This window comes from Nostoc sp. JL33, from assembly GCF_017114985.1.
GTDB lineage: Bacteria > Cyanobacteriota > Cyanobacteriia > Cyanobacteriales > Nostocaceae > Nostoc.
The window spans coordinates 57,616-79,306 of the sequence record NZ_JABXKP010000090.1 but is presented as its reverse complement, the minus strand read 5'-3'; the positions used below and the strand labels follow the sequence as shown (position 1 = coordinate 79,306).

The 21,691-nt window shown below is 42.3% G+C and carries 20 protein-coding genes; 8 read left to right on the top strand and 12 right to left on the bottom strand.

Translation table 11 applies throughout. The features are described from left to right. The first annotated feature begins 282 nt into the window (after window positions 1-282). Both minD and minE read left to right on the top strand, forming a co-directional pair. A complete protein-coding gene (minD, locus tag HWQ23_RS26790) occupies window positions 283-1,089 on the top strand; it encodes a septum site-determining protein MinD (RefSeq protein WP_292835287.1) in 807 nt (268 codons plus the stop codon). 36 nt (window positions 1,090-1,125) lie between these two features. Then, complete coding sequence (gene minE / locus HWQ23_RS26785) at window positions 1,126-1,416, top strand: cell division topological specificity factor MinE (protein WP_292835284.1); 291 nt, start codon at window positions 1,126-1,128, stop codon at window positions 1,414-1,416. Window positions 1,417-1,625: 209 nt separating this feature from the next. Here the strand turns inward: minE and HWQ23_RS26780 are convergent, their stop codons facing one another. From HWQ23_RS26780 to HWQ23_RS26765, 4 genes are all read right to left on the bottom strand, one after another. Beyond that, window positions 1,626-1,868, bottom strand: a complete 243-nt coding sequence (locus HWQ23_RS26780) for a hypothetical protein (RefSeq protein WP_292835281.1) — start codon at window positions 1,866-1,868, stop codon at window positions 1,626-1,628. 146 nt (window positions 1,869-2,014) lie between these two features. After that, entirely contained in the window at window positions 2,015-2,221 is a 207-nt protein-coding gene (locus HWQ23_RS26775) for a Txe/YoeB family addiction module toxin (RefSeq protein ID WP_273768708.1), read from the bottom strand. A 25-nt stretch (window positions 2,222-2,246) separates the two neighbouring features. Beyond that, window positions 2,247-2,606 carry a type II toxin-antitoxin system Phd/YefM family antitoxin gene (locus tag HWQ23_RS26770; protein WP_292835275.1) on the bottom strand — a complete coding sequence of 120 codons (360 nt, stop codon included), beginning with the start codon at window positions 2,604-2,606 and terminating at the stop codon, window positions 2,247-2,249. Window positions 2,607-2,904: 298 nt separating this feature from the next. Further along, entirely contained in the window at window positions 2,905-4,224 is a 1,320-nt protein-coding gene (locus HWQ23_RS26765; protein ID WP_292835272.1) for a hypothetical protein, read from the bottom strand. Between the two features lie 972 nt (window positions 4,225-5,196). Between HWQ23_RS26765 and fmt the strand changes: the two genes are divergently transcribed. After that, window positions 5,197-6,228 (top strand): methionyl-tRNA formyltransferase, encoded by a 1,032-nt coding sequence (gene fmt, locus HWQ23_RS26760; RefSeq protein WP_292835269.1) that lies wholly within the window; start codon window positions 5,197-5,199, stop codon window positions 6,226-6,228. A gap of 58 nt (window positions 6,229-6,286) precedes the next feature. Here the strand turns inward: fmt and HWQ23_RS26755 are convergent, their stop codons facing one another. Both HWQ23_RS26755 and HWQ23_RS26750 read right to left on the bottom strand, forming a co-directional pair. Continuing rightward, window positions 6,287-6,649, bottom strand: coding sequence for a DUF6464 family protein (locus HWQ23_RS26755; protein WP_292835266.1), 363 nt, complete (start codon window positions 6,647-6,649; stop codon window positions 6,287-6,289). 136 nt (window positions 6,650-6,785) lie between these two features. Further along, window positions 6,786-8,297 (bottom strand): hydroxysqualene dehydroxylase, encoded by a 1,512-nt coding sequence (locus tag HWQ23_RS26750; RefSeq protein ID WP_292835263.1) that lies wholly within the window; start codon window positions 8,295-8,297, stop codon window positions 6,786-6,788. A 279-nt stretch (window positions 8,298-8,576) separates the two neighbouring features. Here HWQ23_RS26750 and HWQ23_RS26745 point away from each other — a divergent pair, with 279 nt between their 5' ends. The 3 genes from HWQ23_RS26745 (at window position 8,577) to HWQ23_RS26735 (ending at window position 11,934) form a co-directional block, all read left to right on the top strand. Further along, window positions 8,577-9,479, top strand: a complete 903-nt coding sequence (locus HWQ23_RS26745) for a class I SAM-dependent methyltransferase (protein ID WP_292835260.1) — start codon at window positions 8,577-8,579, stop codon at window positions 9,477-9,479. A gap of 388 nt (window positions 9,480-9,867) precedes the next feature. Next, window positions 9,868-11,688 carry a molybdate ABC transporter permease subunit gene (gene modB, locus HWQ23_RS26740; RefSeq protein WP_292835257.1) on the top strand — a complete coding sequence of 607 codons (1,821 nt, stop codon included), beginning with the start codon at window positions 9,868-9,870 and terminating at the stop codon, window positions 11,686-11,688. A 63-nt stretch (window positions 11,689-11,751) separates the two neighbouring features. Next, window positions 11,752-11,934 carry a hypothetical protein gene (locus tag HWQ23_RS26735; RefSeq protein ID WP_292835254.1) on the top strand — a complete coding sequence of 61 codons (183 nt, stop codon included), beginning with the start codon at window positions 11,752-11,754 and terminating at the stop codon, window positions 11,932-11,934. 192 nt (window positions 11,935-12,126) lie between these two features. On the opposite strand, the gene HWQ23_RS26730 is transcribed toward HWQ23_RS26735, so the two are convergent. The 4 genes from HWQ23_RS26730 to HWQ23_RS26715 all read right to left on the bottom strand — a co-directional run bounded on the left by HWQ23_RS26730 (window position 12,127) and on the right by HWQ23_RS26715 (window position 17,092). Next, window positions 12,127-12,498, bottom strand: coding sequence for a four-helix bundle copper-binding protein (locus HWQ23_RS26730; protein ID WP_292835669.1), 372 nt, complete (start codon window positions 12,496-12,498; stop codon window positions 12,127-12,129). A 541-nt stretch (window positions 12,499-13,039) separates the two neighbouring features. After that, window positions 13,040-14,176 (bottom strand): cystathionine gamma-synthase, encoded by a 1,137-nt coding sequence (locus HWQ23_RS26725; RefSeq protein ID WP_292835251.1) that lies wholly within the window; start codon window positions 14,174-14,176, stop codon window positions 13,040-13,042. 13 nt (window positions 14,177-14,189) lie between these two features. Beyond that, entirely contained in the window at window positions 14,190-15,551 is a 1,362-nt protein-coding gene (locus HWQ23_RS26720; protein ID WP_292835248.1) for a cystathionine beta-synthase, read from the bottom strand. Between the two features lie 350 nt (window positions 15,552-15,901). Further along, complete coding sequence (locus tag HWQ23_RS26715; RefSeq protein WP_292835245.1) at window positions 15,902-17,092, bottom strand: pyridoxal phosphate-dependent aminotransferase; 1,191 nt, start codon at window positions 17,090-17,092, stop codon at window positions 15,902-15,904. A 189-nt stretch (window positions 17,093-17,281) separates the two neighbouring features. Between HWQ23_RS26715 and HWQ23_RS26710 the strand changes: the two genes are divergently transcribed. Both HWQ23_RS26710 and ribD read left to right on the top strand, forming a co-directional pair. Then, window positions 17,282-17,881, top strand: coding sequence for an MBL fold metallo-hydrolase (locus HWQ23_RS26710; protein ID WP_292835242.1), 600 nt, complete (start codon window positions 17,282-17,284; stop codon window positions 17,879-17,881). Between the two features lie 135 nt (window positions 17,882-18,016). Continuing rightward, on the top strand, window positions 18,017-19,093 hold the full coding sequence (gene ribD / locus HWQ23_RS26705) for a bifunctional diaminohydroxyphosphoribosylaminopyrimidine deaminase/5-amino-6-(5-phosphoribosylamino)uracil reductase RibD (protein WP_292835666.1): 1,077 nt from the start codon (window positions 18,017-18,019) through the stop codon (window positions 19,091-19,093). Between the two features lie 66 nt (window positions 19,094-19,159). Here the strand turns inward: ribD and HWQ23_RS26700 are convergent, their stop codons facing one another. Then, window positions 19,160-19,375: a hypothetical protein gene (locus tag HWQ23_RS26700; protein WP_292835239.1), complete on the bottom strand. Its 216-nt coding sequence runs from the start codon at window positions 19,373-19,375 to the stop codon at window positions 19,160-19,162. 415 nt (window positions 19,376-19,790) lie between these two features. Beyond that, the gene (locus tag HWQ23_RS26695) at window positions 19,791-21,650 is read right to left on the bottom strand and encodes a serine/threonine protein kinase (RefSeq protein ID WP_292835236.1); all 1,860 of its coding nucleotides are present in this window, start codon (window positions 21,648-21,650) and stop codon (window positions 19,791-19,793) included. Between the last annotated feature and the right edge of the window lie 41 nt (window positions 21,651-21,691).

Genomic DNA, 21,691 nt, shown 5'->3' with positions numbered 1-21,691 from the left:
TACTTAAAAGATGAAGAATACAAAGGATGAAATATAGCGGTTTTCATGTGGATGGAATACACTACTCTAATCCCTAATTTCTTTCCCTTAGGGAAGTGTATTGCACACAACCGAGCGTAGACGGGGAGTGGCTTGTCGTCAGACATCGCTATAAAAAAATATTCATACCTCGCCCGAATCAGGGAGACCAGATATTTCTTCATACTTGATACGATACTTCATACTTTATACTGCAATTTACTGTTTTATATTTCCTGAACCCTCATTGACCGCATTTCTATCATGACTCGCATTATTGTGATTACCTCCGGCAAAGGAGGAGTGGGTAAAACCACAGTTTCCGCAAATCTGGGCATGGCTTTAGCCAAAATGGGACGTCAAGTTGCCTTGGTTGATGCGGATTTTGGTCTGAGAAATTTGGATTTGCTGCTAGGGCTAGAAAACCGCATCGTCTATACTGCGGTGGAAGTCTTGGCCAGAGAGTGTCGCTTAGAACAAGCCTTGGTGAAAGATAAGCGCCAACCCAATCTCGTACTCCTGCCGGCAGCCCAAAATCGCTCCAAAGATGCAGTCACACCAGAACAGATGAAGTTATTGGTGAATGCACTAGCGCAAAAGTATCAATATGTGATCATCGATAGCCCCGCCGGCATTGAAAATGGGTTTAAAAATGCGATCGGCCCGGCAAAAGAAGCGCTAATTGTCAGCACGCCAGAAATTTCCTCAGTTCGTGATGCTGACCGGGTAGTGGGGTTACTGGAAGCACAAGGTATCAAGCGTGTTCATTTAATAATTAACCGCATCAGACCCGCAATGGTGAAAGCAAATGATATGATGTCAGTGCAAGATGTTCAGGAACTTCTCGCCATTCCCCTGATCGGGGTAATCCCTGACGACGAGCGTGTTATTGTATCTACCAATCGCGGCGAACCCTTAGTGTTAGCGGAAAATCCCTCTTTAGCTGCCACAGCCTTTGAGAACATTGCTCGTAGATTAGAAGGGGAAAGTGTCGAATTTCTGGAGATCGACTCGTCCCAAGACAGCATCTTCGCCCGTCTACGAAGGTTGTTGTGGACAAAGATTGTTTAACTTACTTTTCCAGTCTTCGCGCCAGACCTATTCGTAATGATTGAACTTCTAGAACGACTTTTTTCTCGCGGTACTGATAGCAGTCGAACTCAAGTCAAGCGTCGCCTGCAATTGGTGATTGCTCATGATCGCGCTGATTTAGATCCTCAAACGTTGGAAAAAATGCGGCAAGAAATCCTAGATGTAGTCTGTCGCTATGTCGAAATTGAGACAGAGGGCTTGGAGTTCTCTTTAGAAAGCAACCAACGAACCACAGCTTTAATTGCTAATTTACCCATCCGCCGGGTGAAAGGTGTCATACCTGAGTGGGAAAGGGGTGATAAATAAGTCTTTATAGTTTTAATCTTAGAGGATGTTTTAAAAGTCGATGCGGGTCAAAAATTATACGAGCCGCTACAGTTACGGCTTGTTATGAAGCTATGAGTATTGCTAGATACAGGGAAATTGGTTGCTGTAATTAATCGCCCTAACAATTCTTATAACTCTCGACCACACTACGAATTTTTAAGTGAAAATACTGGGTGGGAAGTATGTTTTTACTGATATAACCAAAGATAAAGGTTTTGAGGTTCTTTTTGAAGAAGTACGTAACTGAGAAACTTCTGAAGACTTGCTCTTGAAATATCTAAAACTTTGATCATTCGACTAGATGATTGTTCCAAAATCAAATGCTGTACAACAGAAAATATAGTTTTTCCAAACCTGTAGCGAAACGAAGCAATCACAAGGGTTTGGGATTGCTTCACTTCCTTTGCAAACTGCTGTAAATGTTTTTGCATACCCACTTATGACTCAGCAGCTAGGATATTGAGGACGGCTTCTACCAAGTAAATATTTTTGGAGTGTTGGAAGTGTTGGGCGATGCCAAAGGCGGCAAGCTACGCAAAACTAAATAATGCTACTTATATTTTGGGATAATTAATAGTTAATAATGATAACGAGCTTGTAAAAAATTTATTTCATCATCTTTTACAAGATATACAATTCTATGTTCTTGTGTTAAACGGCGAGACCAAGTATTAGGATCTAAATATTTTAAAGGTTCCGGCTTACCTTTCCCCTTAAAAGGATCTTGACAAGTCTCTTTGACAAGATCCAAAACTTTAAGGGTAACTCGTTGATCATTTTCCACCCAAAATTTTAAGTCTTCTAAAAATTCAGGTTGAAATACTGTTTTTCTTTGCTTTGGAGTTGTTAGAATTTCTTGTTTTGATTGGTTTTTGAGGTTCTTCTTTTTGGTCAAATCCTAACTCCTTACTAAGATCATCCAAGCTTTGAGATTTCACAACTCCTGATTTAGCTCGATTTAAAGCTGTTAGCAAACGTTCAGCGTTACGGGGGGAACGTAAAAGATGAGCAGTTTCTAGAATACTAGAAAGTTCATCAACAGGTATTAAAGCTACACTTTCAGCATTACGACGTGTAATGATTACAAAATCGCGTTCTGAAGTAACTTTCTGGCACAGTTCAGACAGGTTTTCTCGTGCTTGTGTGTAAGTATAACTAGCAGAAACCATAAGTATCAAAAGTTCCGTTTTTACTTGTAAATTGAATTAAGTACATTCTTGCTTAACCTGTACAGAAAGTCTGTACAGGTTGATGCTTTTATCGTAACATAACAGAAATTGATAAAGTAAAATTTTCAAAAAACCTAGTCAAGCAATTCTAACTAATTGGGGTCAAACAATTTTGGATTTTGGATTTGCGATTTTGGATTAACCTCGCCCACAAGAATTATCCTTATTTTATGCAACGCCAAAAAAAATCCCGTTGTCGCCAGTGACGACAACGGGAGTATATAAGATTTTCTATAAACTATCGGTAGGCGACTTGTGGGCCTGCCCAAATTTCTGTAACCTTTTTACCAAAGGTAATCGGCTGATCATCGTCTGTTGTCGTTATAGTCTTGCCATCATTAGCAACTTGCATTAGTGGCCAGTTTTCTTCGCCCAATTCACCCGCACGAAATAGCACATGATCCGGCTGGCTTTTACTCCAACCTAACAATACTGCAATTTTTTCATGATCTTCCTCATGAGCAGGAGCAACTGTGTTAGCGTGATTTTTTTGCCGATCCCAAATCACTGCACTATCTGTAGAATCACCTGTGTTAAATATACCTTCAAACTTGCGTGCTAAAAAGCGATCGCCTTTTTCCGACCAGCTAACTGGAACTAATACCCCAATCTGACCATTGGTATCACTTTCTTCTGACGACGCCGCCTTTACAGCCTTTACGTTTAATAAAGGATCGCTAACAGGAGTAGTCGAAGCCATCACCCACAACCTTTTGGTTTGCATATCTTGGACAAACAAAACGCTGGTGACACGGCTGTTGTACATTTGGGGTTTTACCTCTAGTTGCACCCGGCTATAAACAGCATATTTACCATCTGGAGAAAGCACCGGTACGCTGCGGTAATGACGCACTCCCGAACCACCCTTGGAACCAATAGCCTCTTGAGTCGCTGTAATCCATTTCCAAGGAATAGGATGAGGACTACCTATGGGATCTATTTGTTCTGCTTGGGCTTCATTGCGTGGTTCAGCAACAGGTACTTCCGTCGTTGTACTTGGTTGTGATTCTCTAAGAGTTGGTGCTACTTGAGTTGCTGTCAATGATTCAGTAAAAGACTTTTCTCTAGAGAGAGAATTTTCTGGGACTTTCAAAGACTTGATATTAGCAGCTTTGAGTTTTCGGATTAAATTAAGTTGACTAACAGCAACATCTGTTAATGGCGCGAGTTCAACTGCTGCCAAAGGATCAGGAACAGCTAAATCGCTGTTTGACGCAAAACTATCTGTTTGAGCCAAAGACTCAATTTTATCCGTTGGTAATACTTGCGGTTTTTGGACAGCAGTCTTTTGTGTGGGCACAGAGTCAAATTCTTCTGTTAACGAGTTGATTTGATCTGTTTTTAATATTTCAGCTATCTCAGGTTCCCCAACTACAGCTATTTCCTTTGATACAGAGTCAGACTCTCCAGTGATAGAAGTGAGTTTAGCTACTTCGGATCTGACTAAGGCCGAGTCACCCGATGCCCCTAGTAAGGGTGCGAGCAGTATCACAACGACAACGTAATTAACAAATGGTTGCACGCGAAACCATCCTGACAGCAAAAGGGGTTTAAGCATTTGTAGACTCTCTAGAGGGGCGGTTGCTATGTGAGAAGCAATACCTATGCAGCAATGGGGCAGGCGGTAATTATATGTATAACAAGAAACTAAAACCTTTGACGAGATATTTCCTTGAAAGTTTGCAGAGGTTTACAAAAATTAAGTATCATTGTCTACATTTTTTATTGCTCAGGTACTGAATGTTTTTTGGCAAAAATATGCCAGTATAGTAAATGTGCTGAAAAATCAGTAATTACTACAGGATATATAATGTTCCTGTTGCTATACCTAACCACGCCAAAAATAACTATTGGTTAAGGGATATTCAGGGTATATTTTAGGCAATGACGCTGGCAGGCAATAGTGAGATTTGGCTATCGGGGATCGTACTAGCGATCGCTAGTACGCAGCAAACAAGCCAGATTACACACTAAATATAAAAGTCTAAACCCTGATAATGGGAAACGTGAGGTGTTACGTGAAAAGCTCTGAAAGCGGACGCATAACACATCATAGCTCAGAAAATACTGCTGTCAGCAACCCAAAATTATAAATTGCAATCTCAACTACAAAAATAGCTAGAAGACGCAATAGTTTTATAGAAACCCAACTGTATTTAACGCTAATTTGGGAAAAAGGAACAGGAACACAACTTATTCGGTAGATGCTCTAGCGGCTCGTGACGAGACACCACTAAACGGTTAGGCTTCTCCTTAGGCAGATGCAGTTTATACTAGCTGTTGCACTTTTCAACTTAACTATTAAGTTAATCGAGCAGCCTTTGGTTTCACCAATACGAAAATATTGTACCACCAAATAACCGATATTTTTTACATAAATCAACTCTGCTTTGCAACTGCCGTCTAGAATACAGGAGCCGGCTAAATCCTGGCTTGGTGAATTCTGTTTCAACCTGCAACTTACATGTTGTCAGTTATCAGGGGCGCACTTACCATTAACTAATGACTAACGATTAACAACTAATTATTAATGAAAATTGTATTCTTTGGTACACCACAGTTTGCTGTGCCCACGTTTGAAAAGTTATTGAATCATTCAGAATTTGACGTGTTGGCAGTTGTCACCCAACCAGATAAACGCCGGGAACGCGGAAATAAACTTACGCCAACACCTGTAAAAGCGATCGCTACTGCTCACAACTTACCAGTATGGCAACCCGAACGGGTGAAAAAAGACACTGAAACTTTAACCCAACTCAAACAATTAGATGCAGATGTGTTTGTTGTTGTCGCCTATGGACAGATTTTATCGTCAAAAATCCTAAATATACCCAAGTTGGCCTGCATTAATGTGCATGGCTCGATTTTACCGAAATATCGCGGTGCAGCGCCGATCCAGTGGTGTTTGTATAATGGTGAGCCGGAAACGGGGATCACGACCATGTTAATGGATGTGGGGATGGATACCGGCGCAATGCTACAAATAGCTACTACACCCATTGGATTACTGGATAATGCCCAAGATTTAGCCGACAGACTAGCTGCCATCGGTGGGGATTTGTTGGTAGAAACTCTGTTGAAGTTGGAACGCCAGGAAATTCAACCAATTCCCCAAGATAATTTAGCAGCTACTTATGCACCTCTGATTCAAAAACAAGATTATGGTTTGGATTGGTCAAAAAGCGCTATCCAATTACACAATCAAATCAGAGGCTTTTACCCTAACTGCACCGCTAGCTTTCGTAACAAAGAGTTGAAAATCACCGCCTCTGCTCCCCTTGGTTCTGTAGGCGATGTCTGGCGACAAGCCGCTCCGCGTCTACGCGAGCTACCATCAGAATTACAAGAATTAGTGCATAAATTGCCTGATTTGTCAAATGGATCAGATAGACCGGGAGTTGTAGTGAGCATTGCCAAAGGAATTGGGGCGATCGTCCAAACTGGGGAAGGTTTGTTGCTGTTGCGAGAGGTTCAGCTAGCTGGTAAACGTCCCCAGTCGGGATGGGATTTTGTTAATGGTACCCGCTTAACTGTGGGAGAAGTTTTTGGTGCGGGGAATTGAGGAGTTGCCAATTTTAGATTTTGGATTTTGGATTAAAGGAAAAATCTAAAATCCAAAATTAAATAACTCCTAACTTTTCATAAAAGCGGCAAGATTCGCAAGGGCCATCTGGGTTGACTGCACAGCGAATGATTTCTGAATGAGCATTGTAGTGGCAGGTAGCATCACCGATTACCCAACGTCCCGCTACCAAACTTTTCTCAGATGGTCGTTTAGCCGACTGTACATAAATGGCAATATTATGTAAGCGGTAGCGCCCAGATTGAAGTTGATATCTATGGCGGCGCTCTAAAACCGCATAGGTTTTACCTTGAAAATCGAGATAGTTTCCGGGTTGGGGTGTCCAATCAAGTTGCACTCTACCAAGAGACTCACGCGGATGCGTTAGAATCACTTCGGTTTGTAAACAGTCTAGCTCCATAAGCTTATGTTATTTGATTTACATTATGCAATCGCTTTCTTTAGCTTACCGAATTTAGATTAGAATTAATAATTGACTCTTATTGTGAGAAATGTACATAGACTAAAAATGCACATCTGTGTTACCCTACATAATATTACGGCAACCAAAAGTTAGGTAAGATAGATTTGCCCAAGTCGCGCCAGGTTTGGTTGAGCGATCGCGCCATTTGTATATGCACTTCATCCTCTTCTACAGCTAAAATCTCAGATGGCTGACCTAATCCCAAATAAGACACCACCAAATTCGCCGCCTCCAAACCAGTAACATAAGCCTTTTCTTGTGACCAAGAACCATGACGGTTCACAATCCAATCCCCACTCATAAACACATTCTCAAAACTTGTCTTAGCAGGTAACATATAACGATAGCTACCAGGTGCAAAATGAGTCACCGCCTGAGGCAGCCTAATTACACTGCTATCAATTATTTTTGCCTCTCGAAACGCCGGCACACAAGTTGCTAAATAACCCTGAACTATTGCTAAAATCTCTTGATCACTCAAACTGAGAAACTGATTCGCGTGATAAAAATCAGCTTCAATTACTGTTCCCGGCTCATTTTGATATTCATCATGTAGAGCATTCAAATCAAAAAATGTCCAACCTGTAGTTGCGTCGAATCCAAAGCAAGCATTAGAAGGACGAGGAATATCAATTTTGCGGTCAAACCATAATCGCGTTGCTAAAACATCAATTGCTCCTAAATTGCTCAAATTACGGAATTCTTCACGGCTTTGTAAACTAGGGCTAGTTGAGACAATTTTCTTCATACCCGTGATTCCAACCGCAAAAATCACGGCATCTGCTTCAATTACTTCATCACCGCAAACCACACCCTTGGCTCGATGATTATTATCAACAATTAAGTCTGTAACCCGGCGCTTGGGTAACACTCGCACACCAGCTTTTTCGATACGTTCCACCCAAGGACGAAATATCTTTTCTCCAACAGTTCCCCGACACCAAACTACATCAAAATCCGGTTGATGAGCCAGAATAAAAAAGTAAAGCATCCCTAAAGTTGCTGCGGCTGAACATTGTTCACCAGGGGCAAACAAGCCCACTAATAACATTGGTTCAAAAGCCTCGCGGTAAAGCCGTGCAGAAACGTTAAAGTCTTTGAACAATTCACGGGCAGTTACAAAGTCATAGCGCCGCCAAGCTGCATCAGAATTGTCAAAATCAACAACAGCATAAAGTAAAGGTAGAGCACTGAGACGGTCAATTAGTGGCAGCCGCTTAAACTGAGTGTAGATAAAAGTTCCCAGTGGGGAGGGGAGTCGCGGTAAGTCTTGAAAAATTGGTGATTCAACTTCCAAACCTGCTGGGGAATATTGCGAAGAACGAGTCCAAGTAGTAAAAGGATTAATTCCTAATTCATTGATTAGGGAAAAAATATTTTTGTAAGGATACCAAAAGCCATGAATGCCAGCTTCAACAGATTTTCCTGCGGCTGTTTGCCAACCTGCCACCAATCCACCAGGATAGGGGCCTGCTTCTAGAAGTGTCACATCATAGCCTTGTTTTGCCAAATGGTAGGTTGCTCCTAAACCAGCCCAACCTGCGCCTACGACTACCACCCGTTTTTGTTGTGACCCTTGTACCATCACAGCCTCCAATTGTTGCAGTCCATCAACTAATGTATACGAACTTGTGTTCTGATTCAGATGACGGGTTGCTATTATAGCGGGTTTCCCTTTGGATGCAATAGGCGCTTTGGTAGCACACCTGTCATGCGTGTTAACTTAACATTAAAAGGGTAAATGGAATTGCCCTAGCTCTGAAGAAAGCCTAGTTGAAGGAGTTCAGGAAAAATCACTTGCGGTTAATCCTGAGTTAAGAGTATAACAGAAAACAGACTTAACTATTCATGGGGAATAATCATAATGACTCAATTAGCAAATGGAAAATTCAGTCTAAATGACTTTGAATTGCGAGATGGCATTTATTTTCCTAGCGACTACGAACAGTTGAATAATACTCAACATAAAAAAACATGGGACGCAATTGGGAAAACATATTATGGTTCCCAACAAATTGAAAAAGTTGCAGATACATCGCCGATGAAACAAGATTACACGCTGCTAACGGGCACGCCTGGAGGTACTTGGAATAAATTCCCCTTGAATAAATTTGTTGGTTCTGTTTTAGAGATTGGTTCTGGTTATGGTCGCGCACCGTTGCATCTCTCGAAAGCGAAAAACTTGAGATGCGAAAAATATTATGGTATTGATATTTCTGAGCCTTTATTGCGGCGATTAATCAAGGTTAAACAAGAATATAATTTTTTCCCAGAAGCTGAATTTAACTTGATTTGCAATTCTGCGGAAATATTGCCTTTAGAAGATAATTCTATAGATTTGGTAATTTCTAACTGCGTCTTTATGCATATCCCAGATGCACAATTAAGAAATTTGTTAGCTGACATATCTCGCGTACTAAAACCTGGTGGAATTTTTGTTTTTAATCATTCCTTCCACAACAAGTCCTGTCCTTCTCATATTATCCATAATTTTGTGAGAAAGCTGAACCCATTTGTCAGAAATCCAGTTTATCTCAAGCAATATTCCGCCTCTGAAATAAATGAAATGTTAGCTACTGCTGGGATGAAAACGAAATGTCCAGAATACATTGTCGAACCAACAGAAGAATATGCAATTTTGCCGGAAACTATTAAAGCAATTCCAGTACCATTTGCTAATGCTATCAACAGAAGTCTCAAGCCATCAGATAGTTTAAAAGAAACTTTGGCTTATGGTTTTAGTGCCTACAGCAGTAAACTCGACTAATTACAGCTATTTTCGTCTATTTGAACTTGTCGTAGGGGCACAGAGAAAAAGCTCATTAGTGTCAACTTAAGCCCAAACTCATTTAAAATCTCGTTTCCAGCCAGAGGCTGGAAATGCAGTTCCTGGTGGTGCCGCAAGTTACGGAGGCGGAGCCTCAATGAGGGGCATTCCCAGTCTCCGACTGGGAACGAGACAATCTTAAAAGCTGGTTATAGGCTGGTTTTCACCTGAAGTTGACACGCATGAGCAATGCTGTGCCCCTACAGCGTTGTCTAGTTTTTGCCATTTTCTTTATTGTTGGTGAGGTAATTTACCAACTTTTACCAACACATTTAAACTAAAGTTGGTAAATTAGGGATTAGTTGAGCTAATTCTTCCCCAGACAACTATGCCATTGGATTTATCCCCCCTTTGGATATCACTCAAAACTTCATTACTTGCTACATTTATCACCTTCTTCTTAGGTATCGCTGCTGCCTATTGGATGCTGGGATATCGTGGCAAAGGTAAATCGTTGATTGAGGGTATCTTTATTGCGCCACTGATTTTGCCCCCCACGGTTGTCGGCTTCTTGTTGCTGCTATTTTTTGGCAAAAATGGCCCTGTAGGGAAACTCATGCAGGCTTTTGACTTCACCATCGTCTTTACTTGGTATGGTGCAGCGATCGCAGCAACCGTAGTTTCTTTCCCTTTGATGTATAAAACTGCATTGGGAGCTTTTGAACAAATAGATGGTAATCTGCTGCGAGTAGCTAGAACCCTTGGTGCAAGTGAAGCCACAATCTTTTGGCGCATCAGTTTACCCTTAGCACTACCTGGTATTGTCGCCGCGACAATGTTAGCTTTTGCCCGCGCTTTGGGAGAATTCGGGGCGACATTGATGCTGGCTGGTAATATTCCCGGACAAACGCAGACAATCCCAATGGCGATTTATTTTGCTGTGGAAGCGGGAGCAATGAATGAGGCGTGGTTTTGGGCGATCGCAATTATGGTAATTTCTCTCTCTGGAATTATTGCAGTCAACTTCTGGCAAGAATTGAGGGAAAAGAAGGGGGGAGTAGGGAGTGGGGAGTGGGGAGTGGGGGGAGCAGGGGAAGCAGGGGGAGAAAATCTTTATACTCCGCAATCTAGCTTTGAATCTGGTGGATTGTTAGTCAACATTGAAAAAATACTTCCTAGCTTTGATTTAAAAGTTGCTTTCACTACTGATCAGCAACCCTTGGGATTGTTAGGGGGTTCTGGAGCAGGTAAGAGCATGATTTTGCGCTGCCTTGCGGGGATAGAAACGCCCACTAGAGGACGCATAGTTTTAAATGGCAGAGTTTTGTTTGACTCAGAACAAAGAATTAATTTACCCAGCCGCGATCGCCGCATTGGTTTTTTGGTGCAGAATTACGCTCTGTTTCCGCACATGAGTGTGGCGCAAAATATCGCTTTCGGCTTGCCCAAAGGACTATCGGCTGGGAGTATTAGAGTGCAGGTAGAGGAGCAATTAATCGCGATGCAGTTGCAGGGATTAGGCGATCGCTATCCGCATCAACTCTCTGGGGGACAACAACAACGGGTAGCTTTGGCAAGAGCATTGGCAAGTCAACCGGAAGCATTGCTTTTGGATGAACCGTTTTCGGCACTTGATACACATCTGCGTAGCCAATTAGAGCAGCAAATGACAGAAACTCTTGCTGGCTATCAAGGTGTGACTCTATTTGTCACTCATAATATGGAAGAAGCTTATCGGATTTGCCCGAATCTGTTGGTATTGGAGGATGGTAGAGCCGTTCATTATGGCTCAAAATACGATATTTTCCAGCATCCAGCTACTGTGAGTGTTGCTCAACTCACTGGGTGCAAAAACTTCTCCCGTGCTGTTCTCCAGTCATCGCAACAGGTGGAAGCGACTGATTGGGGTTGTACTCTTCAAGTAATTGAACCTGTAAAAAGCGAATTATCCCACATCGGCATTCGCGCCCATCAGTTCATTTTTACCAACGACTCATCACAGGAAAATACTTTTCCCTGCTGGGTAGTACGAACAAGTGAAACGCCTCATCGAATGACGTTGTTTCTCAAACTACATTCGGCTGCCAAAAATTCTCAAGATTACCATCTGCAAGCTGAAGTCTTCAAAGAAAAATGGGCGACTATGAAAGACCAAGCTTTTCCTTGGTATGTGCGTTTAGATCCTCTGCGCTTGATTTTGATGGAATGAACGCAGACATGCACATCGCAATCCCAATTCCACAAACATAACCAATATGGTGTACTGTCACGCTTGCAGCAAGATTTAGAGTTGGAGGTAGAATTGGGTTCTGCTTTTTTGGCTCCACCAGGGTTGATTGTCATACCATTAACGAGTAGTGCAATGGAAAATGCGATCGCGCAATTGTGGAAACAGGGATATTTTGGTGCACTAAAGCTGTTAGCCGAAGTGGAAGAGTCACATCAGGTGGCGTAAGGAGAGGAAGTATGCTGATGCGATCGCTTCTAATCCCGCAACAATTTTAAGTAATATTAATTATTTTTAAAGTATTGGTTTAGACTTGCATCAACCGATAATTTTAAAAGTCCTTACTTCAAGCGCCCAGTCCCCAAAGAGTCTGAGCGCTTGAATATTAGGTTGCAGATAAACTTCTGCGAGGTAGCCGAATTATGCGGGCATCATGTGCATACTTCTGCAAGATTCTGCACACTTGCGGCAAGCAGCAGCACATTCCATCATTTTCGCGTCATCGCTCATCATCTCACAGGCCATTGCAGTGCGATCGCACATTTCGGCGCAAAGCATACAAGTGCGTTCCATGAACTCAGAACCGCTCATCATCATATTCATGCACATCATGCACATTTCAGAACAATCGCGCATCATGCTCATCATGCTCATCATGCTCTTGTCCATGTCCTTACCACCTTTGCTCATGCAGTAAGTCATGGTTTCCATGCACATTTTGTGACAGTCCATACAAGCATCCATGCAAGCTTGCATTTCGGGAGTCATCGTTTCAGTCATCATCATCATCATCATCGGAAATACCTCCTGATTTTTTGATGCATAACATAAATAGTGTCCTTGCAAGGACTAATCATAACATTAATCCTATCCTTTTAAAGAGTCAATGGAGTTTGTAATTCAGAATTTGTAAGCCTACTTTCCCGATATAATTACCGGAAATTTGAACGAATCCTACACTAGCTTAGTGTGGTTTTTCTGGGGATTACTATGCATTAAGGCTTAGAAACCCCCGTTTGTAAGTGGGGTTTTATTGAGCCAGTCAACTTTCCATCAGCGATCAAAAGTTAGAGTTAAATCTGGATCGAAAATAATGTCATTTTTTTTAACAAACGCCTATATAAAGCATTTATGAACTTATATGAATCCAGGATTTATTAACTTCTATTAACTTGAAGATACACACCCTTAAAAATTCGTAATTCATAATGGGATTTAGGCCCCACTTAAAACAAAGTTACCTCTGGAGGTAGGGGTCACAAAGCCTATGCTTAATTACGATTAATAAAGTTTACAACGCCGAATAAAAATTCCTCTTCCCGACTCCCAATTTTCAAGCTAGAGCATTTTCTAAATCAGCTTGTAAATCTTGCTGATGCTCAATTCCTACTGAAAGGCGGACTAAATTATCCTTTATTCCTCGCTTAAGTCGTTCTGCTTCTGGTAAAGAACCGTGGGTCATTTTAGTAGGGTAGCAAAGCAGTGATTCTACACCACCCAAACTTTCAGCCAGCAAAAATAACTTGAGTCGAGAAGCGAATCTTTCAACCTCAGCAAAACCACCTTTTAATTCCAAACTAATCATCCCCCCAAAGCCAGACATTTGCTCTTTTGCTAATTGATGCTGTTCATGACTGGATAACCCTGGATAATAAATGCGCTCAACTTTTGGATGCTTTTCTAAAAATTCAGCCAAAAACAAAGCGTTTTTTTCATGTTCTCGCATTCTCACAGCCAGAGTTTTAATTCCTCGCAGCACTAACCAACTATCAAAAGGACTAGGAATCGCCCCGATCGCATTTTGATAAAACTTCAGTTCGGTGTATAGTTGTTCGTTAGATGTGATGACTGCGCCACCAATAATATCGCTGTGTCCACCTAGATATTTGGTAGTGCTGTGAACCACAATATCAGCACCATTATCTAACGGCGTTTGAAAATAAGGACTAGCAAAGGTATTATCAACTGCTAATATAATATTATTTTTACGGGCAATATTTGCCAGTGCGGCAATATCAATAATTTTTAACAAAGGGTTAGTAGGAGTTTCAATCCAAATCAACTTAGTATTTGGTTTAATAGCAGTTTCAAAATCAGCGATGTTATCAATATCTACATAGGTAGTTGTCACACCCCAATTTTTTACAACCTTTTCTAACAAACGATAAGTCCCACCATACAAATCATCACCAGCAACAATATGGTCGCCACTTTTTAGTAGACTTAATACTGTGGTAGTTGCAGCCAAGCCAGAGGCAAATGCCAAACCAAATTTTCCATTTTCAATAGAAGCTAAAGCCGATTCTAAAGCAGTACGGGTGGGGTTTCCCGTGCGAGAATATTCATATCCCTTGTGTTTACCTATGGCTTCTTGTTCATAAGTAGAAGTCAAATAAATGGGAACAATTACAGCGCCTGTTTGTGGATCTGGTTGCTGACCTTCATGAATTGCTCTAGTCTCAAATTCCATGATTTTTCCTTGATTATTCTTGGGTTTGACTAATCCAATATCTGATTAAATCGGCTCTGGTAATTAATCCAATGGGAACATCATCCCGCTTAATAATAATTCCTGTGGTTCCTGATAACAATACTCGATAAGCTTCAGAAATATCAACTTCTTCATCAAGCATCGGTAGAGGTTTACCCATGACTGCGGAAACTTCCTGCTTAGAAAAGTTGATCCCATCATGGAGAAATTTCATTAAAGAGGCTTCATTAACGCTTCCGACTACATGATTATTATCAATCACAGGTAGCTGGGAAATATTTAACTTTTGTAGGTAGTTTGTTGCTTTGCTTAAGGTATCACGGGGACTGACAGCAACTAAAGAAGGAAAATCTGTTTTTTGAGCGAGAATTTCGCCAACTTTGATGCTTTTTACTGTTGTACCTTCCCAAAAACCATTTTCCTGCATCCAGGCATCGGAGTAGATTTTATTAATGTAGTTTCTTCCCGTATCTGGTAATAGGGCGACAATATACTTCGGCTCTGTTAATCTGGCTGCATACTTGAGCGCTGCGGCTACTGCTGTACCACAAGAACCTCCTACTAATAAACCTTCTTCTCGTGCTAAACGACGAGCCATATTAAAAGATTCTTTATCGCTAACCCGAACCATTTCATCGACTAATTGACGATTAAATGTCTTAGGAATAAAGTCTTCACCAATTCCTTCAACTTTGTAAGATTTAGGGGTATCGCCAGAAAGAATTGAACCCTCTGGGTCTGCACCAACAATTACTATATTTGGATTTTGCTCTTTCAGATATTTAGCAACTCCTGAAATTGTACCACCTGTGCCCATCCCGGCAACAAAAACATCAACTTTACCATTACTATCTGACCAGATTTGTGGGCCTGTAGTTAAATAATGCGCTAAAGGATTATTCTGATTTTCAAATTGATTTGGTCTATAGGCTCCTGGTATTTCTTTGGCGAGTCTTTCCGCTACACCGTTATAACTTTCTGGCGAGTCAGGCGGTACAGATGTGGGAGTAACAACTACTTCTGCACCATAAGCTTTCAGTAGGTTGATTTTATCCTGGCTCATTTTATCAGGCATGACGAAAATACAGCGATACTTTTTCACGGCTGCAATTAGTGCCAGTCCCACTCCAGTATTACCTGCGGTAGCTTCAATAATAGTACCACCCGGTTGCAGTTGACCTATTTTTTCTGCGGCTTCAATCATCGTCAGGGCAATTCTATCTTTGGTACTCCCGCCAGGATTGAGATATTCTACTTTGGTATAAATAGTTGAGTGAATGTCTTCGTTGATTTTGTTTAGTCTGACTAATGGAGTTTTACCAATTGCTTGCAAAATGTTATCGTAAGTAGCCATAGTTACTCCTGGTCAAACAATTTTGGATTTTAGATTTTAGATTTTAGATTGACCCCAAGCAAGCAAGTCAGAGGCAAGTCAAGTAATTTTAGATTTTGGATTAAAGAATTGTTTCACGTAGCTTGCTTCTCGCGGAGCGAGTATAAATTCGGGGGCTTGTAACCCTTTTTAAATTTTGGATTTTGAATCTTCTCTACGAGAGGCTTCGCCAACAATCCAAAATCCAAAATTTAAAATTCGGTCAGTTATGTTAAATAAGTGGTTATGGGTCTTTCATGTTGAATAGATTGGGATGCTTAAGAGAAACGAACCACAGAGGCGCAGAGGGGCGCAGAGAGAAGAAATGAATGTTAGGATATGGGTTGTAGATTTGATTGCAGTTTGAGTAAGCGATCGCTCGCTGTTTGTAATGTCTCAGGTCTTTTGCTGAAGCAAAATCTGATCAATGAATGTCCTTTTTCTGGTTGCCTGAAAAAGCTGGAACCGGGAACTACGGCAACACCAATATCTTTAATTAAATGGTAAGTGAATTCTATATCTGTTTGGTAGCCGAATTTGGAAATATCTGCAAGAACGTAATAGGCTCCTTGGGGAACGAAATAGGGAATCCCTACTTGATCTAGAATCTGTAAAATCCTCTCTCGCTTTTGGTGATAAAGTTTGGCTAGTTCTTCATAATAGGATGGTGGCAGTTGCATGGCGGCAACTCCGGCTCGTTGCAATGGTGCAGGAGCGCCAACGGTGAGAAAATCATGAACTTTGCGAATCGCCCCTGTCAATTCCGGGTTTGCCAAAATGTAGCCAACTCGCCATCCTGTGACGCTGTAAGTTTTGGAAAGACCATTAATGGTAATTGTGCGTTCTTCCATACCGGGAAGGGTTGCTAAGGCAATATGTTGAGTGCCGTCATAGAGAATATGTTCATAAATTTCATCAGTGAACGCTAACACATCCCATTTTTGACAAAGTTCAGCAATTAGGGTGAGTTCTTCACGGGTGAAGACTTTACCGGTGGGGTTGTGGGGTGTGTTAATAATAATCGCTTTAGTATTGGCATTGAAAGCTTGACGCAACTCTGATTCATCAAATGTCCAATCGGGGGGATGTAGTGTCACATAACGGGGTGTCGCACCAGCTAAAATTGCATCGGGGCCGTAGTTCTCGTAATACGGCTCAAATACAATTACTTCCTCACCAGGATCAACTGTTGCCAACATCACAGCTGCCATTGCTTCTGTGGAACCACAGGTAACGGTGATTTGGGTTTCGGGATCGATATCTAAGCCCAGATACCAACGAACTTTGTTGGCGATCGCCTGACGAAAGGGGCGATCGCCCCAAGTAATGGCATACTGATTTACATCTGCCTCTATTGCCTGATATGCTGCCTGTTTCAACTCCAAGGGACAGGGAAAATCAGGGAACCCCTGCGCCAGATTCACTGCATCGTATTGCAGCGCGACCCTGGTCATTTCTCGAATCACCGACTCTTTAAACTGGTTTGCCTTCGCTGATATTTTTTGGCGCTGAATCTGACTCATCCCTGTACCTCGGTTGATCTCTATTGCCCTTAACCTTGAATTCCTGTAAACCAAACAAAACCCGTAATATTGATAAATTTATCGTAGTATACTCAAATTCCAGATCCAAAGGGAATGCAACCTTATAATCTATATACTTAATTATTGAGATTAATAGTCAATTATTGAAGATACTGATCCAGAATCATCATGAAATCTTTGCACCGTCCCGATCTCTATAGCTGGTCTAATTTCAATCCGGCAAGAAATATTGATTTCAATGGGATTGCCTGGATTCGCCCAGATGGCAACATCTTGATTGACCCAGTAGCCCTATCAAACCATGATTGGAATCATCTGAAATCCCTCGGTGGTGTAGTTTGGATTGTGCTGACGAATTCTGAGCATGTCAGGGCAAGTAAAGAAATTGCCGATCAAACCTATGCTAAGATTGCCGGGCCTGTGGCAGAAAAAGAAACTTTCCCTATACATTGCGATCGCTGGCTGTCTGATGGTGAAGAATTTGTGCCAGGACTTAAGGTGATTGAACTCCAAGGCTCGAAAACTCCGGGTGAATTGGCTCTGTTACTGGAGGAGACAACTTTAATTACAGGGGATTTAGTACGGGCACGCAAAGCAGGTAGTTTAACGATTTTGCCAGATGACAAGCTGCTGAATCGAGAAGACGCTGTTGCTTCTGTTCGCAGGTTGGCTCAACTGAGTCGGGTAGAAGCAGTGTTGGTGGGGGATGGTTGGCCCGTCTTCCGCGATGGAAGCGATCGCTTACAGGAACTTGTAGCGACGCTGTAAATCGATGGGTAGCACAGCTAGCTGTGCTACCCTACAGGAGATTGCCGTTTAAATAGATGAAAAAGGCTGTAAGAAGAATTGTTTGGATCGAATTCTCCTATAAAGCAAAAGGTCGGAACTGACTTTGACTCTCGCATGATGCTGCGGTGTTTGTCACTTGCTCGCCGCGCTTTAGGACGTACTTCGCCAAATCCCCTAGTGGGAGCGGTGATTGTCAAGGATGGCGAGATTGTCGGCGAAGGGTTTCATCCTCGTGCAGGTGAGCCTCATGCAGAAGTGTTTGCTTTGAGGGCAGCAGGCGATGGCGCTCGTGGTGCAACAATCTATGTCAGCCTCGAACCTTGCAATCACTACGGACGTACTCCCCCTTGTTCTGAAGGATTGATCCAAGCAGGGGTAGCAAAAGTAGTCGTGGGTATGGTTGATCCCAATCCACTGGTAGCGGGAGGTGGTATTGCCCGTTTACGTGCGGCGGGGATCGAAGTCTTGGTAGGAGTTGAAGAATCAGCTTGTCATCAGCTAAATGAAGCTTTTGTGCATCGCATTCTCTACAAACGACCTTTGGGAATTTTAAAATATGCCATGACTTTAGATGGCAAAATTGCTACCACCTCTGGTCACAGCGCCTGGGTGACAAGCCAAGATGCCCGCAATGAAGTACATCAAGTGCGGGCGGCTTGTGATGCAATAATTGTCGGCGGTAATACAGTTCGACAGGATAATCCTTATTTAACCACTCATCAGGTGGGGGCACATAATCCCCTGCGGGTGGTGATGAGTCGCCAGCTAAACTTACCGGAAAATGCCCATCTTTGGCAAACTGCGGATGCTCCGACTTTGGTGTTGACAGAGGAGGGTGCTAATCCCGATTTTCAAGAACTGTTGCGAAAACTTGGGGTGGAGGTGGTGGAATTAACATCACTTACACCAGATAATGCAATGGCGTACTTATATGAGCGAGGTTTTTGTAGCGTCTTGTGGGAGTGTGGTGGTATCTTAGCTGCTAGTGCGATCGCTCAAGGAGCAGTGCAAAAAGTTCTAGCATTTATCGCCCCGAAAATCATTGGTGGTAGTATTGCTCCCACACCTGTGGGCGATTTAGGGTTTACTACCATGACTGAGGCGTTGTCTCTAGAACGTGTTCGTTGGCGTGTAGTCGGCTCTGACTGCTTAGTAGAAGGTTATTTCCCCCAAAAAGCCAATAGTCAATAGTAATAACACTTGACTATCAATCAATTTATGGTGATTTTGTATTGGCGTAGCCCGCCGTAGGCATCATCAACACTGACGTTCATAAGCAAGATCACGTATAAGGGCTAGCCGAGATTGGATGTAGTGGCACAGATAATCAGTTTCGTTAGAATCTAACAACACTTGCGTTTCGATTTGTTTCACTAACCACTGTACCAAGCTAGCATCATCCAGTTGTAAGAGGAGCTTGGCTTGGGCGGTTTCAACCACTGACCAAAGCTGACGCATAATCGTAGGAGTCATTAGACCTCAATTGAATAATTTAGCTTTGCTGTCTTCAGATTACACAATTCCAATGGCAATTTACGACATGAATGTAGAAGCTGAGACAAGTATTATTAAAAACTTAATAATGGTATTTATAACTTTATGAATATTAAGAATTTAAAACTCCGTTTTGAAAAGGGGGATTGGGTATGGGGCATTGGGGATTGGGCATGGAGCATGGGGCATGGGAAAAATAGATTTTCATGGGTTTAGTTGCAAAACCTAGAAAACAAATGTACTAATTATAAGAAATGGGTTTTTGTGCTTGGGAAGACTGCAATTGTTTTGATTGTTGCCCAATAAAATCAGTTTTTGAAGGACTATATTGAATCCTAAATCTGTCTTATGGGATACAAAAATCTAACTTTTGAGGACAATGTTTCCCAGGAAATTAACACCTTTTGGCTGTCGATGGACTCACAAAATCATGTAAATCTACATCCCAAATGCTGATGTAAATAAAATCACATTGTTGGCGGATAATCTGACCCTTGACTGAGCCATTCTTAAAACTAAAGTTATCCGACTGGCGCTGTTGTACCTGTTTGAGTCCCTGCTTAATTTCTTCAGTGGCTTGCCCATCTAACATTCCATTCAAGGTAGTCTCCATTACCTGCGGGTCTACCGATTCGGCAAAAGATACCTCAGTTTGACGTAGCACTTTAGAATTACGATCAAATAAGTAGCCAAGGTCAATTTTGTCTGGCACTAGTTTGTAAACGACAGCACGAGTCTTGCCCCATGCGCCTTTTAAATCTTGATTTGGTTTGCCGAGGGTAGCTTCTACGATGTTTCTTGGTGTACCTGTAGGGAATGCGGGAACGCTTTCTCTGCTGCTAGTGGCGGCTAATTTACTGCGCGGCTTCTTCTGTGGCGTGGAACGCGGTTCTGGTGTAGGAACTGGGCTGGCATTGTCCAAAGCAGGTATCGCCTCCTTCTCTGGTTCTGGCTGTGGTGTGGATACTTCTACTGGCGCTGGAGTATCTAAAATTACAGGCTTATTTTTTGGCTGTGGTCTGGATACAACCGGGGAATTAGAGGTTGGCAAAGGATCGGGAATTACTGGCTGTTCTGGTGGTGAGGTAGGTACAACTGGAACTGGAGAAGTTTGGGAAGAAACAGGCAAATCGCCAGATGCAGGAGTGGAAGGCAAAGATTCTGGCGATCGCGTGGGACTTGTGGCAATGGTTGTTTCTGGTTGTTGCTGACGAGTGATGCTAGAAATTGCTACTGCACCAAGCAAGCCGCCGATCAGCAAACTACCAACAATCACAGCAGATTTTTGCCAGTTTCCACTCCTGTTAGGCGCGGGAATCACAGAATTTTTTTGCGGCGAATATAATGCCTGGGTTTGTCGAGTCGATGTCGTAGGGGGAGAAGAAATGACAGTGGAAATATTTGCAACTAACTCAGGAGATATATTACTAGCAGACTGCAAAGCGTGTAGCATTTTACTAGCAGTGCTGTAGCGATCGCCAGCATGAGGCTTAATTGCCTGATTAAGTACCAAAGCCAATTGGGAAGAGACGTTAGGGGCGTGCTGCTGCCAAAGTATTTCCCCAGTTTTGAGATCAGTTTGTAATTCTTGCGGGTGTTTGCCAGTCAGCAGATAAATCGCCGTTAAGCCTAAGCTGTAGATATCAGTACTGTAAACTGGGCGGCCAACGGCTTGTTCGCTAGGCATATATCCAGGCGTACCAATGACAAGCGATCGCGTCGGGTATCCTGGAGAATTCACCACTGAACGGATTGTTTCTTTAACTGCACCAAAATCAATCAAAACTGGCTTACCATCAACAGAACGGAGAATAATGTTTTCTGGCTTGATATCCCGGTGAATAATGCCTTTACTGTGGACATAATCCAAGACTGGAAGCAGACTCAAGAGAATTTGCCGAACAGCAGTTTCACTCTCAAATCCTTTAGCTTCGACAATTTTTGTCAGGGTTTGGCCGTGAATCCATTCTTGGACGAGGTAAAATTGCCCGTTCTCAGAAAAGTAGGCGTAGAGTTTAGGAATTTGCTGACTACTTTCACCCAAATATTCCAAGGTTGCTGCTTCCCGTTCAAACCGTTGTTGGATAATTTGGTAAGTTTGCGGGTCATTGTTGGTTATCGGTTTGAGTTGCTTGATCACACAGCGACGGCGAGAAGGCATATGCACATCTTCTGCTAGAAAGGTTTCGCCAAACCCACCAGCGCCGATTACCTGGATAACTTGATAACGATTGTTCAGCAGGGTTATTGTCATGAAAAATTACCGAAAAATTGGGTCTAAAGCCCCGTGCTTCG

Coding starts and splice junctions, on each gene's coding strand:
- HWQ23_RS26710 (WP_292835242.1), top strand. CDS start 17,282: ATGAAATCTTTGCACCGTCCCGATCTCTATAGCTGGTCTAATTTCAAT.
- HWQ23_RS26730 (WP_292835669.1), bottom strand. CDS start 12,498: ATGATGATGATGATGACTGAAACGATGACTCCCGAAATGCAAGCTTGC.
- HWQ23_RS26765 (WP_292835272.1), bottom strand. CDS start 4,224: ATGCTTAAACCCCTTTTGCTGTCAGGATGGTTTCGCGTGCAACCATTT.
- HWQ23_RS26750 (WP_292835263.1), bottom strand. CDS start 8,297: ATGGTACAAGGGTCACAACAAAAACGGGTGGTAGTCGTAGGCGCAGGT.
- HWQ23_RS26695 (WP_292835236.1), bottom strand. CDS start 21,650: ATGACAATAACCCTGCTGAACAATCGTTATCAAGTTATCCAGGTAATC.
- HWQ23_RS26745 (WP_292835260.1), top strand. CDS start 8,577: ATGACTCAATTAGCAAATGGAAAATTCAGTCTAAATGACTTTGAATTG.
- minD (WP_292835287.1), top strand. CDS start 283: ATGACTCGCATTATTGTGATTACCTCCGGCAAAGGAGGAGTGGGTAAA.
- HWQ23_RS26720 (WP_292835248.1), bottom strand. CDS start 15,551: ATGGCTACTTACGATAACATTTTGCAAGCAATTGGTAAAACTCCATTA.
- HWQ23_RS26725 (WP_292835251.1), bottom strand. CDS start 14,176: ATGGAATTTGAGACTAGAGCAATTCATGAAGGTCAGCAACCAGATCCA.
- HWQ23_RS26755 (WP_292835266.1), bottom strand. CDS start 6,649: ATGGAGCTAGACTGTTTACAAACCGAAGTGATTCTAACGCATCCGCGT.
- fmt (WP_292835269.1), top strand. CDS start 5,197: ATGAAAATTGTATTCTTTGGTACACCACAGTTTGCTGTGCCCACGTTT.
- HWQ23_RS26700 (WP_292835239.1), bottom strand. CDS start 19,375: ATGACTCCTACGATTATGCGTCAGCTTTGGTCAGTGGTTGAAACCGCC.
- HWQ23_RS26715 (WP_292835245.1), bottom strand. CDS start 17,092: ATGAGTCAGATTCAGCGCCAAAAAATATCAGCGAAGGCAAACCAGTTT.
- minE (WP_292835284.1), top strand. CDS start 1,126: ATGATTGAACTTCTAGAACGACTTTTTTCTCGCGGTACTGATAGCAGT.
- modB (WP_292835257.1), top strand. CDS start 9,868: ATGCCATTGGATTTATCCCCCCTTTGGATATCACTCAAAACTTCATTA.
- HWQ23_RS26780 (WP_292835281.1), bottom strand. CDS start 1,868: ATGCAAAAACATTTACAGCAGTTTGCAAAGGAAGTGAAGCAATCCCAA.
- HWQ23_RS26770 (WP_292835275.1), bottom strand. CDS start 2,606: ATGGTTTCTGCTAGTTATACTTACACACAAGCACGAGAAAACCTGTCT.
- ribD (WP_292835666.1), top strand. CDS start 18,017: ATGATGCTGCGGTGTTTGTCACTTGCTCGCCGCGCTTTAGGACGTACT.